The following is a 13,271-nucleotide window of genomic DNA, read 5'->3' as shown; positions in this document are numbered from 1 at the left end:
AACAAAGTGGTTTTTGTTTTCTAACGTTCGATTTCGGTCGGACGTTAGATTTTTTATGACAATTCTATTTTATAAATAAATTTCCTAAACACATTAAAAACAAACAAGAAAACACAAAAAGTAACGTATAACAAGGGTTTGGTTTTTAGAAATAGCCTTATATTGTAAACCCTATTTTAAAATAAATAAGTATGTTAATTCAATCAAACACTATCGCATCTCATAATGATGATTTATTAAAAAAACATCAGAATAAATTGGTTTTTACAGCTTCTGAAATTGCAGAAAGTGAAGCTATAATTCAAAAATTAATCGATTTTCAAATCGCAATTCCATCCTGGGCATTAGGAACCGGAGGAACAAGATTCGGACGTTTTGCAGGTGGAGGAGAGCCTCGCTCATTAGAAGAAAAAATTGAAGATGTAGGTTTGCTTCATAAATTAAACAATGCTTCAGGAGCGATTTCTTTACATATTCCGTGGGATATCCCACAAGATCATAAAGCGATAAAAGCGTTAGCAGCGCAGCATAACTTGCTGTTTGATGCAGTAAATTCAAATACATTTCAGGATCAGACAGATTCTGCGCATTCATACCGTTACGGATCTTTGCAGAACGTAAACAAAGCAATTCGTAAACAAGCTGTAGATCATAATATCGAAGTAATTAAGCAAGGTATAGAATTGGGTTCTGAATCTTTGACAGTTTGGCTTGCCGATGGTTCTAATTTTCCGGGACAATTAAATTTCAGAAGAGCTTACGAGAATACTTTAGAAAGTTTACAGGAAATTTATGCAGCTTTGCCTTCAAACTGGAAATTGTTTTTAGAGTATAAATGTGCTGAGCCTAATTTTTACTCTACAACTGTTGCAGATTGGGGACAATCGTATTCTTATGTGAAAAAATTAGGTGATAAAGCAAAAACACTGGTGGATTTAGGTCACCACCTTCCAAATGCAAATATCGAGCAAATTGTTTCTTTATTATTGATGGAAGATAAATTAGGAGGTTTCCATTTCAATGATTCTAAATATGGGGATGATGACTTAACAGCAGGAGCTTTAAAACCTTACCAGCTGTTCTTGATTTTCAACGAATTAGTTGAAGGAATGGACGCTCGTGGAATGAATCATGCCAAAGATTTAGGCTGGATGATTGATGCGTCTCACAACATAAAAGATCCTTTGGAGGATTTATTACAATCTGTTGAAGCGATTATGATTGCTTATGCTCAGGCCCTTTCAGTTGACAGAAAAGCGTTAGAAATTGCACAAGCTGAAAATGATGTGGTAAAAGCACAGGAGATTCTTCAAAATGCTTTCCGTACAGATGTTCGTGCTTTAGTTGCTGAAGCCCGCTTGCGTTCAGGTGCAGCGTTAAATCCTGTTGAATTGTACCGCAGTCTTGACGTTAGAGGAAATCTAATTGGCGAAAGAGGATTAAAAACCGTAGCGACAGGATTGTAATAATTATAAGGTATGAATTATGAGTTATAAGTTTAAAAACAAAAAGACTTTGCTTAATAATCACGATTTTTTCGAATAGAAATTAACTCATAATTTATAACTCAAAACTCAGAACTAAAACAAATGAATGTAGTTGCAATTTTTGATATTGGTAAAACCAACAAAAAGGTATTTTTATTTGATGAAAATTATAAAATCGTTTGGGAAAAATCAGTAAATCTGGAAGAAACCGTTGATGAAGACGGTTTTCCCTGCGAAAATATTGATGTACTGAAAGAGTGGATTCTCGAACGATTATCAGAAATAAAAGAACTAAACAATTATGTTCTTAAAGCGATTAATTTCAGTACTTATGGAGCTAGTTTTGTTTATATTGATGAAGAGGGAAATTCATTGACCCCTTTATACAATTATTTAAAAGATTATCCGGAAGAACTGAAAAATGGTTTTTATAAAAAATACAGAGGAGAAGAGGTTTTTGCAGTAAAAACAGCTTCTCCTGTTTTAGGAAGCCTGAATTCCGGAATGCAGATTTACAGGTTAAAAGAAGAGAGGCCGGAATTGTTTGAAAAAGTAAAATATTGCCTCCATTTGCCCCAATACCTGAGTTTTCTGTTAACCGGTGAAGCTTATACTGACATTACAAGCATTGGTTGTCATACAAATCTTTGGAATTTTAAAAAGATGAAGTATCACAAATGGCTTAAAAGTGAAGGTATAAGAGAAAAACTGGCGCCACTTCATTATGGTAAAGATGTCATAAAAAAAGAAAATGACCTGGCTGTCGGAATTGGTTTGCATGACAGTTCATCGGCCATAATTCCTTATACAATAAATTTTACTGAACCTTTTGTTTTGTTGTCAACAGGAACATGGAGTATTTCACTGAATCCTTTTAACAATAAACCTTTAACGTTTGAAGAACTTAAAAATGACTGTTTGTGTTACATGCAATACACGGAAAAACCTGTAAAGGCAGCCCGTTTGTTTTCTGGTAATGAGCATGAAATACAGGCAAAAAGACTGGCAGAGCATTTCAACGTGCCATTTGATACTTTTAAAAATGTCTATTTTGACAAAAAAATTGTATCGAATTTAAGAGCAGTGAATTTTCAAATTGTTTATCCAAAAAAGTATGATTTTGATATTTTAAATGAATGTCCTTTTCAAAAGAGAGACCTTTCCGCTTTCAAATCATACGAAATCGCTTACCATCAATTAATGCTGGATCTAGTTGAACAACAAGTTTTTTCAACTAATTTAGTGATTCATAACAGCCCTGTAAAGAAAATTTTTGTGGATGGTGGATTTAGTAAGAACTCTATTTTTATGAATTTACTTGCCGAAGCTTTCCCGGATGTAGAAGTTTATGCGGCTTCAATGGCACAGGCAAGTGCTTTGGGAGCAGCATTGGCAATTCACCAAAACTGGAATCCTAAACCGATACAGAACGATTTGATTGATCTGAAGTTTTATAAACATTAAGATAAATTAGTAAATTAAAGGATTAGAAAAAAAATCTCCTAAATCTGCAAAATCTGCGGGAGTTTTTTATTTCTCGCAGATTTTGCAGATCAAGCAGATTTAATTTTAAAATAAACTGCGTAAAAAAAGATTACCGAAGAAAAATATAGATTTTTTTGACACTGATTCTGCAAATTATAGCAAATTAATTTTAAAATAATATGTGTAAATCAGCTCAAATCCTTTTAAAAATCTGCGTGAAAAAATTATAATTACCAAGAATATGAAAATTGGATTATTCATACCCTGCTACGTCGACCAATTTTATCCTAAAGTAGGAATTGCAACTTATGAGCTATTAATGAAACTGGGATGCGATGTCCGTTTTCCGATGAAACAGACTTGCTGCGGTCAGCCAATGGCTAACAGTGGTTATGCGCATTTAACCAAAGGCTGTGATGCAAACTTTATAGCTAATTTTTCAGAATTTGATTATATCGTTTGTCCTTCAGGAAGTTGTGTTTTACATGTTAAGGATCATTTGCATGATGAAAAACAGGAAGAACTGGCTGCAGAAATGCGCAAAAAAGTTTTTGAATTAACTGAATTTATTACTGATGTACTTAAAGTAGATCACATCGAAGGAAATTTTCCGCACAAAGTAGGGATACATCAAAGCTGTCATGGACAACGCGGACTTAAGCTTTCGCAGATGACAGAATTGAATGCTCCATATTTCTCTAAACCTGAACAATTACTGAACAATATTAAAGGTCTGGATTTAGTTTCTTTAAGCAGAAAAGACGAATGTTGTGGTTTTGGAGGTACTTTTTGTGTAACGGAAGAAGCGGTTTCTGTAAAAATGGGTCAGGACCGAATCAAAGATCATGAAAAACATGATGTTGAATATATTACAGGTGGTGATATGTCCTGCCTCATGCACTTAGAAGGAATTCTGAAAAGACAAAAAAGCCATATAAAAACGATTCATATTGCTGAAATATTAAATTCATAGAAAATAAATTGAGTCAATAGTAATTAGTGAAGAGTGATCAGTCTGTTGATTTAAAAATAAAATTATAATAATGAGCACTTTAGTTATGTGTTTAAGTTTTTTTAAAGCTAATTACTAATAACATTTACTAATCACTAATTGATTATTGTCAAAAATCATTTAAAATGTCTTCAGAAAAAACAATACCACATAGCGAAGCCGCCACTCGTTTCAACAAGGATGTTGAACGGGTAAACTGGCATGATGAAACACTTTGGTTTGTTCGTGAAAAACGTGACAGGTCCGCACACCAAATTCCGGATTGGGAATTGCTTAGGGAAACGGCTTCACAAATTAAGCATAATGTGCTCTCAAACATTCATGATTATTTAATCGAATTTGAGAAAAATGCTCAAAAGAACGGAATTACTGTTCACTGGGCAGCCGATGCGAAGGAGCATAATGAAATCGTTCATTCGATAATGGCGAAACATGATGTAAAGCAAATGGTAAAGTCAAAATCAATGCTTACTGAAGAATGCCATTTAAACGATTATCTCGCAGAAAAAGGAATTGAAGTTATCGATTCTGATTTGGGGGAGTACATTGTACAGCTTCGTAAAGAACCGCCAAGCCATATTGTTTTACCGGCTATTCACCTTAAAAAAGAAGATGTAAGTGAAACTTTCCACGAACATTTAGGTACTGAAAAAGGAAATTTTAATCCTCAATATTTAACTGAATCGGCTCGCCAAAGTTTAAGAAATACTTTCTTAACCCGGAAAGTAGCTTTAACCGGAGTAAATTTTGCCGTTGCTGAAACCGGAGAATTCGTAGTATGTACAAATGAAGGAAATGCAGATATGGGTGCGCATCTCGCAGATGTACACATTGCATGTATGGGATTCGAAAAACTCGTTCCGCAGCGTAAACATCTGGGTGTTTTCTTAAGATTGTTGGCCAGAAGTGCTACCGGACAGCCAATAACTACTTTCTCAAGTCATTTTAAAAAGCCTAGAGAAGGTCAGGAAATGCACATTGTTATTGTGGATAACGGCAGAAGCAAACAATTAGGCAGGGAAGAATTTAGAAACTCGTTAAAATGTATCCGTTGTGGTGCCTGTATGAATACATGCCCTGTTTACAGACGAAGTGGAGGGCATAGTTATCATAATGCAGTAGCCGGGCCAATTGGTTCTATTTTGGCACCAAATTTAGATATGAGCAAAAATGCTGATCTGCCTTTTGCCAGTACACTTTGTGGTTCATGTACGAATGTTTGTCCTGTAAAGATTGATATCCATGATCAGCTATACAAATGGCGTCAGGTATTGGTTAAAGAAGGACATACGCCAACTGCAAAAACAGTAGCGATGAAAACAATGGCAACGGTTTTGGCAAATCCTACCGTATTTAATTTAGCCGGAAAGTCAGGAAGGTTTGTGATGAAAAATATTCCCGGAATGGTTAATAATAAGATGAACAAATGGTACGATCAACGTGAAATGCCTGATGTTCCTGAGGAATCTTTTAGAGAATGGTACAAGAAAAATTCACGTGAATCTAAAGCGAAGAATAATGAGTAGTAAAGCCGAAATTTTACAAAGAATAAAACAAAATCAACCTGATTCTGTAACAGACTTACCTGATTTAAATCTTATAAGCTCTGAAAATCCTAATGTTTTAGAAACCTATAAAACCGTTTTGAAAGGTATTGGCGGAGAAAGCGTTGAAGTTGCTGATTATAATGCAATTTTAGATTTTATCAGAAATAATTATTCCCTTGACAGAAGGATCATTACGACTATTCCGGAACTTTCTGAAGTCGCATCACTGGACTGGAAAAAAGATGATCCGCATACACTTCAAAATGTGGAGCTTGTTATTGTGAACGCTCATTTTGGTGTTGCCGAAAATAGTGCACTTTACGTAACTGATGATATTTTAGGACAACGCGTAGCACCTTTTATTGCGCAATATTTAGCAATTATTGTAAAAAAAAGTGAAATATTGGCAACAATGCACCAGGCTTACGAAAGAATTGGGAATTTAGAGTATGGTTTTGCCACTTTTATTGCAGGACCTTCAAAAACAGCTGATATCGAGCAATCTTTAGTGTTGGGCGCACACGGCGCAAGAGGATTAATTGTATTTTTGTTGGATTAAAACTAAAATATAAAAAATTGAAGACAGATTTTGAATTAAACGGTAAAGTAATAATCGTTACAGGAGCGACCGGAGTATTGGGAGAAGCTTTTGTTAATGGTATCGCGGCTGCAGGCGGAATTGTAGGTGTTTTGGGGAGAAACGAAAAAGTTGCAAATGAAAGAACAGAATCAATTATCAAAAACGGAGGAGAGGCAATCGCTTTGATTGCTGATGTAACTATTGAAAGTGATTTGATAAAAGCGCGTGACCTTGTGCTTTCAAAATACGGAAAAATTGATGGTTTGGTAAATGCTGCCGGAGGAAATATGCCGGAAGCAGTAATTCAGTCCGATCAGGATATTTTTAAACTAAACATGGATGCTTTGCAAAAAGTAATGAACCTTAATTTATTCGGAACACTTTTACCAACTCAGGTTTTTGGCGAAGTAATCAAAAACAATGAGGGCGTAGGAAGCATCGTAAATATATCTTCTGTAGCAACAGAACAGGCGATAACAAAAGTTTTAGGATACAGTCTGGCAAAATCAGCTATTGATTCTTACACCAAATGGTTTTCTGTTGAAATGGCAAAACGATACGGCGATAAAATCAGAATGAACTCAATCGTTCCGGGATTTTTCTTAACAGAACAAAACCGTACGTTATTGACAAATCCTGATGGAAGTTTAACCGAAAGAGGAAATTTAATTATTGCAAATACACCTTACAAACGTTTTGGAAATCCGGACGAATTAATTGGAGCTTTGGTTTGGTTACTTAGCGATGCTTCAAAATTTGCTACAGGTTCAAAAGTGACTATAGACGGTGGTTTTACAATCTTTAGTGGTGTATAATTTTAAGAAAAGAAAAGTATGAACAGAATGATACAAACCTGGAGATGGTTCGGTCCTAATGATCCGGTAAGTTTACAGCATATCAAACAAACCGGTGCTACCGGAATTGTAACAGCCCTGCACCACGTTCCTCACGGAGATGTATGGACAGTTGAAGAAATTAATAAGAGAAAAGCCGAAGTTGAAGCATACGGCCTGACATGGGATGTGGTTGAAAGTATTACGGTTCACGAAGACATTAAAACAAAAACCGGCGATTATCAGCTTTATATCGAAAAGTACAAAGAAAGTATCCGCAACGTTGCAGCCTGCGGAATCAAAATTATTACTTACAATTTTATGCCGGTTAATGACTGGACACGAACTCAATTGGATTACCTAATGCCTGACGGTTCTGAGGCTTTGTATTTTAACTGGGTAGATTTAGCCATTTTTGATATTTATATTTTAGAAAGAGAAAATGCTTCAGATTCTTTTCCTGAAAATATTGTAGCTAAAGCAAAAACTAAACATGCTGATATGTCAGCTCAGGATTTACAGGATTTAGCAGATGTGGTGATGTTTGGAATTCCGGGAGAGAAAAAGATGACTGTTGCTGATATGCAGGCCAAATTAAAGCCTTATAATAATATTGACAGAGCAGCCTTAAGAGAAAATTTAAGTTACTTCCTGAATGAAATTTGCCCTGTTGCAGACGAATGCGGTGTAAAACTGGCCATTCATCCGGATGATCCTCCTTTTGATATTTTAGGATTGCCTCGTATCGTAAATTCAATGGAAGATTATGATTTTATTCTTTCAAAAGCACCTTATAAATCAAACGGAATCTGTTTCTGTACAGGTTCTCTTGGAGCATCAGAAAAGAATGATTTACCTGAAATAGCAAAAGCTTTAGGTGACAAAATACATTTTATTCACTTGCGAAATGTACGCAGGGATGAAGAAGGCAATTTTTTCGAAGCAGATCATTTAGACGGAAATGTAGATATGTACGCAGTCGTTAAAGAATTATTACTGATTCAAAAGGAACATGACATTTCAATTCCGTTTCGTCCCGATCACGGTCACCAAATGCTGGATGATTTAGGAAAAGTAAATAATCCGGGTTATTCAGCAATTGGAAGATTAAGAGGTTTAGCTGAATTAAGAGGACTGGAAGAAGGGATTATTCGGTCACTGTAATATTTTACTATAAATAAATTAGAGGTTGTCAGGATTTTGTTCTGGCAACTTTTTTTATGCACTTATATCAGAAGATTATTAAATGATTCGGAGTGTATTTTTTATGTGGAAAATAGAAGTAAATTATTGTAGGATTTATTTGGGTAATTAATTTTAAGTCTTATTTTTGAAAAAAAATTCTTACTTAATATTTCAGCAAATTACTTATGGCACATTTTTCAGATCAGGTACACATCAGCATAGGAAGTTTTACCAAAACGTAGTTTATCATAATTTAGAACTGTCACAAAAGATGGCAGATCACCATCATTTTTCGTTTGTATGGCAATATACCGGCAAGGCGATCATCAATCCGGCAGATCAGGCAAAGGCAATCAGAACCTATCTCGGAGATGAAGTCATCTTTACCTTTAAAAGCCTTACGGGAATCCGTTTGATGAGCAAAGGAATCATTACAGAACTTTCTTCTATAGATCTTCACGGCAGCGCCGAAGGATTACATGTCAAAGGTATTAGCCATACTATCGTTCTGGATGATATGAAAAAATCAAGAACCTACCAGCAAAGAGGTATGAATGATATTGTACTGGATATTTTAGCAGAAGGTCCGGGAGAATTCTATGAAAGAGATGCTATAAAATCCACCTATCTTCAGGAGTTCAACTACATGGCCCAGTACAATGAGACCAATTTTGATTTCTTAAAACGATTGGCCAAACGCTATGGGCAATGGTTTTATTTTGACGGAATGCGAATGCAGTTCGGACAGACCAAAACCAGTAACATAAAACTCATCAACGGTTCTTCGCTGCATAGTTTTAAAATACAGGCGAATATGGCTTCGCATAAGATTTCTTTAGGAGGTTATGATTACAATGGAGCATCCAGTATTCGTAATGCTTCAGCCAGAACTGCAGGAGGCAGCAAAGACAGCTTTTCAGCAGTTATAGGACACAATCAGGGAACGGTTGCACAAAACGACCTGAACAATGGAGCTTTCACAACCAATGCCCAAAGCAATGAAGAAATTGAAGAAATGGTCAGACTGCAAACCGCAGGAAGTGATGCCAATAGCGTATATTACAGCGGTACTTCTTATTTTCCGTTAGGACTTGGACAGGTTTTCAGTATCGTAAACCAAACCGTTGAGCATGAACTTATCGTTATTGAATCCCAACACCGCTCAGAGGTTCACGGAAATTACACCTGTCATTTCAAAGCCATCCCGGCTGATGTTGCAGCACCACATTATACAAACGTAAACGCATTTGCGAAAGCAGAAACACAGCCAGCCAAAGTAAAAGACAACAACGATCCTGAAGGATTGGGACGTGTAAAAGTAGAGTTTAACTGGGGAGTCGGAAACCATTCAAGCGAATGGATTAGAATGATACAGCCACACTCAGGCTCAGGAAAAGGATTTTACTTTATTCCCGAAATCGATGAAGAGGTTTTGGTAGGATTTGAAGGAAGCAATGCGCAGAATCCGTATGTTTTAGGAACACAATATAATGGAAGCGCTACCAGCGGTTATGCGGATGGTCAAAATAATGTTAAGGCGATTCATACCCGTTCAGGAATCAAGTTTATTTTGAACGACGGCGATGGAAGTATTTTGATTGAAGACCCGAGCGGTAACACTTGGAAAATGGATGGTCAGGGAAATATAGATGTCAATGCGCCAAACAAAATTTCTTTTAATTGCACCGATATGGATATTAATGTTTCTAATAACTTTTCTACATCGGTTGGGGTAAATAAAACGGATAATATAGGAGTAGATTTCATTGAAACTATTGGAGGTATGAAAACAGAAATAGTTGCAGGAAATAAAAATAGTATGATTACAGGCAATTTTATAGAAAGAGTAGAAGGTAATTTAGAATCTCATACAGCCAAGGAACTTATATTTAATGGTGATAAAGATGTAGTTATTTCCTCTGTAGAGGAATTTACAAAGCATTCCCAAAAACAGATCATTCAGAATAGTTCAGAACCTAGTAATTTTTATTAATATGAAACAGAGAAATGTAGGAGGTAAATCGCAAATCACTTCTGATGGAAAAATTACTTTTTATTCTAACGGAAACATTACCACAAATGGAAAAAAAATAAAAACAGTTGGAGATCAGGAAGGAGTTAAATTAGGCGTAAATCCAGAGAAATTAACGATAAATTATGTCGAAAATAATGACTCTGTAAATGTTTACATAGGTATGTTTTTTGACGGTACAGGAAACAATAGATACAACTCAGAAAAAACATATTATTCTAAGGTCGATTCCAGTGACAAGTTTTATAAGGCAGATACCATTCCCTCCAGTTTTAAATTTGTAAAAACGGTTAAGAATAAAAATAATGAAGAAGTTAATGTAAAAGTAAAAGTTACAGATAGAGACAGCTACTGGAATCCTTATTCTAATGTTGCAAAACTTTTTGATTTGTATAAAGAGGTTAAGATTGAAGATTATAGAGATAATGAACATCATCCCGAATATGGAGTACATTACATCCTGAAACAATATGTAGAAGGGATAGGCACCAAAAAAGATGAAGAAGATGATATTTTAGGTTCAGCATTCGGACGTCATGACTGGGGAATAATTGGACGTGTAGAAGAAGGTATTGAAACTATGATTGCCGAGCAATTTGTAACTGTTCCAAAAAATAAAAAAATTAATAAAATTGTTTTTGATGTTTTTGGTTTTAGCCGGGGCGCAGCAGCTGCCAGACATTTTTGTAATGAAGTGAAGAAAAAAGAAGTTTATGAAAACGAAATGGTCAATGACCCTTATGATAAGTATCCAATGCCTTCGGGAAAAATAATCTTAAGAAACCATGCAGGCGGTTTGCTGGGACAGAAACTAAAAGATGCAGGATATCAACCAGCAGGAAAAACATACGATATTGAGATTCGGTTTTTAGGCGTTTTTGATACAGTTGTAGGAGATATGATCATCAGGGATAATTTAGGTTATAAACTTTCAGTTATTCCCGGAATTGGTATTGTAACAAGTGTGGGACAGGCGATGCTACAAACTATCAAAACGAGCCTGACAGGTTTGGGTATAAAAAAAGTATTTCATATTGTGGCTCAAAATGAGTGGAGAGAAAATTTTGCACTCACTCCTACAGATGCAGGTTATACATTATACATGCTAGGTGCTCATTCTGATATTGGGGGCGGTTATGCAAACCTTGATAAATATAAAGCAGTGGTGGATTATTTTGATGTCCCTGTTAATGATGACACCATCTTAAAAGAAAAACAAAAAGTAAAGGAATTTTACACAAGCCGCTATTTTTCTAAGGATAAAGAAGAAATTAATATCGTTAATACTTACGATCATTATCAGGAGGTAAGAGCTGAACCTCTGCTATATGATGGATTTCCGGTAATAGAAAGCAATGAGGTACAAAGACCAGGCGATTACGTATCTCCAAAAGAATGGATGTACGATCCGACTAAAAAACATATGCTGAGTGAAAGAAAAATATCAGACCATTATATGATAACCGATGAGCGGGTAATTTCAAATAAATACAGTTTAGTGCCTATGTATGTAATGCTTGAAAAAGCAATTGATAATGGTGTTCCGTTTTATGAAGATTATAAACAAGCAGAAAAAAATGGTAAAACGATACCTAAAACTTTTGAACATGAAATTCCGGAAAATGATACCATATTGAAAGATTATTTAAAAAGGATGTTAGAAATAGCAAAAAAACAAGCTAATGAGGTTTATAATCTTCCTACCGAAATGTATAGTCATATTTGCAATAAGTATGTGCATTTATCAGCGCATTATGGTGGTTTAGATGCACTCTACTCTAAAACCGGGGATCATTATTTATTAGGTAATTACGGCTTTATAAACCATCCTGTAGCCTATTCAAAAGATGAAAATGGTAATATAAATTATAAAAGAAAAATTTATGAGAATCGTTAATTTTATTTTTTTGCTGTTAGGCTTATTGATGAGTTGCCAATCTCCAAAAGAAAAAGCAAAAGGGGAAGGAAAATTTAGATGGAATGCGGGGATTTCGGCACCAAAACATTATCCTTCTGCTCCTTTTGTAGAGTTTTTATATCAGGGTAAAAGTGTTGCAGGAGCTTCCACAAGTGCAGGAAATGGGTGGGGAATCACAAGTGGTGGTTTCACCGGAGGGGATGTTTTTAAACCAGTGCCTGATAGCGTTTTTGTACTCTGGAAATGTGGTGTTGATCACCTTCTGTATAAAGGAGGGTTTAGATTGCCAAGAAAAAAAATGTTACTATTGTTCAATAAAGGAACCAAGGATCCTTATACTGGTCAAAATGAAGAATATTCCACTTTGGTTGCAGGTACAGCACCCGGAGGTAATGTTACAATATGGATGAAATCCGGGCCTATAATAACTGAAATTATTAGATTTAAGGCTGAAAATAAAGGAGTTTATAATGAAGGAAGCAAGGAGCAGCAGAAAATTATGGATGAACTTTATAAATCAAAAGAATTCATTAATTCAGAGACAAATATATATCAGTATTTTCATGGTGTTCCCTATAAAGTTTGGGAGACTGGTGAAAAAGAATACAATTATGATATTGTTTTCACTAATAAGAATGAATTAATCAATTATAATAGGAGGATAACTGGATATTCGAAAGATGGATCTTTGATTTCCAGTAATTCTGACAAAACTAGTTTTGCGACATTAGAATGGAAGAAAAAATTTGATGCTCGTGATAATAGTAAAGAATATAAAAATAAATTTCCGGTTCATATATTCGTTCAAAGAAGTAAGGATAATAAACAATGGTGTGAAGCAGACATCGTTTTACCTAATAATTTTGAAGAACTTTTTAATAAACCATATATAAATCCTCAAACAGGGAGTGTAGAACATTACAATCGTATTGTTATTGGATTAGAAAAAGAAGAGAAAGATTTGCCTTATTTATTTGGTCACATTTGGATTTCCGGACTAAATAAACAAGAAGAAATTATGCGTTTTCGTGCTGCGAAATTTGATACGATTAGCAGAAAATTTTTAGTTTCAAAATATTCTATTCCAAAAGGTTTTGTGTTTCCAAAATGGGAAAAAGGCAAAGAACCATTAGGTAAGCCGGATATTGATTATTGGCAGGAGCAATAAAGAAAAATTTATGAGAATCTTTAA

Annotated in this window: 10 protein-coding genes; all 10 read left to right on the top strand. The window is 35.1% G+C overall.

Translation table 11 applies throughout. The features are described 5' to 3' along the window. Positions 1-191 precede the first annotated feature (191 nt). The gene (locus tag GXM17_RS02060) at positions 192-1,466 is read left to right on the top strand and encodes a sugar isomerase (RefSeq protein WP_163397618.1); all 1,275 of its coding nucleotides are present in this window, start codon (positions 192-194) and stop codon (positions 1,464-1,466) included. Between the two features lie 123 nt (positions 1,467-1,589). Next, positions 1,590-2,951 carry an FGGY-family carbohydrate kinase gene (locus GXM17_RS02055; RefSeq protein ID WP_163397617.1) on the top strand — a complete coding sequence of 454 codons (1,362 nt, stop codon included), beginning with the start codon at positions 1,590-1,592 and terminating at the stop codon, positions 2,949-2,951. A 262-nt stretch (positions 2,952-3,213) separates the two neighbouring features. Then, positions 3,214-3,945: a (Fe-S)-binding protein gene (locus GXM17_RS02050; protein WP_163397616.1), complete on the top strand. Its 732-nt coding sequence runs from the start codon at positions 3,214-3,216 to the stop codon at positions 3,943-3,945. A 164-nt stretch (positions 3,946-4,109) separates the two neighbouring features. Beyond that, positions 4,110-5,510 (top strand): lactate utilization protein B, encoded by a 1,401-nt coding sequence (locus GXM17_RS02045; protein ID WP_163397615.1) that lies wholly within the window; start codon positions 4,110-4,112, stop codon positions 5,508-5,510. Then, the gene (locus tag GXM17_RS02040; protein ID WP_163397614.1) at positions 5,503-6,090 is read left to right on the top strand and encodes a LutC/YkgG family protein; all 588 of its coding nucleotides are present in this window, start codon (positions 5,503-5,505) and stop codon (positions 6,088-6,090) included. The genes GXM17_RS02045 and GXM17_RS02040 overlap by 8 nt, the downstream gene beginning before the upstream one ends. 17 nt (positions 6,091-6,107) lie before the next feature. Next, the gene (locus tag GXM17_RS02035) at positions 6,108-6,926 is read left to right on the top strand and encodes an SDR family oxidoreductase (RefSeq protein WP_163397613.1); all 819 of its coding nucleotides are present in this window, start codon (positions 6,108-6,110) and stop codon (positions 6,924-6,926) included. 27 nt (positions 6,927-6,953) lie between these two features. Further along, a complete protein-coding gene (uxuA, locus tag GXM17_RS02030) occupies positions 6,954-8,108 on the top strand; it encodes a mannonate dehydratase (protein WP_208796409.1) in 1,155 nt (384 codons plus the stop codon). A 166-nt stretch (positions 8,109-8,274) separates the two neighbouring features. Further along, positions 8,275-10,122 carry a type VI secretion system Vgr family protein gene (locus GXM17_RS02025; RefSeq protein WP_341872896.1) on the top strand — a complete coding sequence of 616 codons (1,848 nt, stop codon included), beginning with the start codon at positions 8,275-8,277 and terminating at the stop codon, positions 10,120-10,122. A 1-nt stretch (position 10,123) separates the two neighbouring features. Beyond that, entirely contained in the window at positions 10,124-12,058 is a 1,935-nt protein-coding gene (locus GXM17_RS02020; protein WP_163397611.1) for a T6SS phospholipase effector Tle1-like catalytic domain-containing protein, read from the top strand. After that, a complete protein-coding gene (locus GXM17_RS02015; protein ID WP_163397610.1) occupies positions 12,045-13,247 on the top strand; it encodes a DUF2931 family protein in 1,203 nt (400 codons plus the stop codon). The genes GXM17_RS02020 and GXM17_RS02015 overlap by 14 nt, the downstream gene beginning before the upstream one ends. Positions 13,248-13,271: the final 24 nt, after the last annotated feature.

The sequence above is a fragment of the Flavobacterium fluviatile genome, assembly GCF_010645065.1.
GTDB classification, from domain to species: Bacteria; Bacteroidota; Bacteroidia; order Flavobacteriales; family Flavobacteriaceae; genus Flavobacterium; species Flavobacterium fluviatile.
Note: the sequence above shows the minus strand (reverse complement) of the source record. Positions and strands in the feature narration are given on the sequence as shown.

Bases quoted from the DNA above. Each gene is read 5' to 3' on its own strand.
- GXM17_RS02060 (WP_163397618.1), top strand. From the start codon at position 192: ATGTTAATTCAATCAAACACTATCGCATCTCATAATGATGATTTATTA.
- GXM17_RS02055 (WP_163397617.1), top strand. From the start codon at position 1,590: ATGAATGTAGTTGCAATTTTTGATATTGGTAAAACCAACAAAAAGGTA.
- GXM17_RS02050 (WP_163397616.1), top strand. From the start codon at position 3,214: ATGAAAATTGGATTATTCATACCCTGCTACGTCGACCAATTTTATCCT.
- GXM17_RS02045 (WP_163397615.1), top strand. From the start codon at position 4,110: ATGTCTTCAGAAAAAACAATACCACATAGCGAAGCCGCCACTCGTTTC.
- GXM17_RS02040 (WP_163397614.1), top strand. From the start codon at position 5,503: ATGAGTAGTAAAGCCGAAATTTTACAAAGAATAAAACAAAATCAACCT.
- uxuA (WP_208796409.1), top strand. From the start codon at position 6,954: ATGATACAAACCTGGAGATGGTTCGGTCCTAATGATCCGGTAAGTTTA.
- GXM17_RS02020 (WP_163397611.1), top strand. From the start codon at position 10,124: ATGAAACAGAGAAATGTAGGAGGTAAATCGCAAATCACTTCTGATGGA.
- GXM17_RS02015 (WP_163397610.1), top strand. From the start codon at position 12,045: ATGAGAATCGTTAATTTTATTTTTTTGCTGTTAGGCTTATTGATGAGT.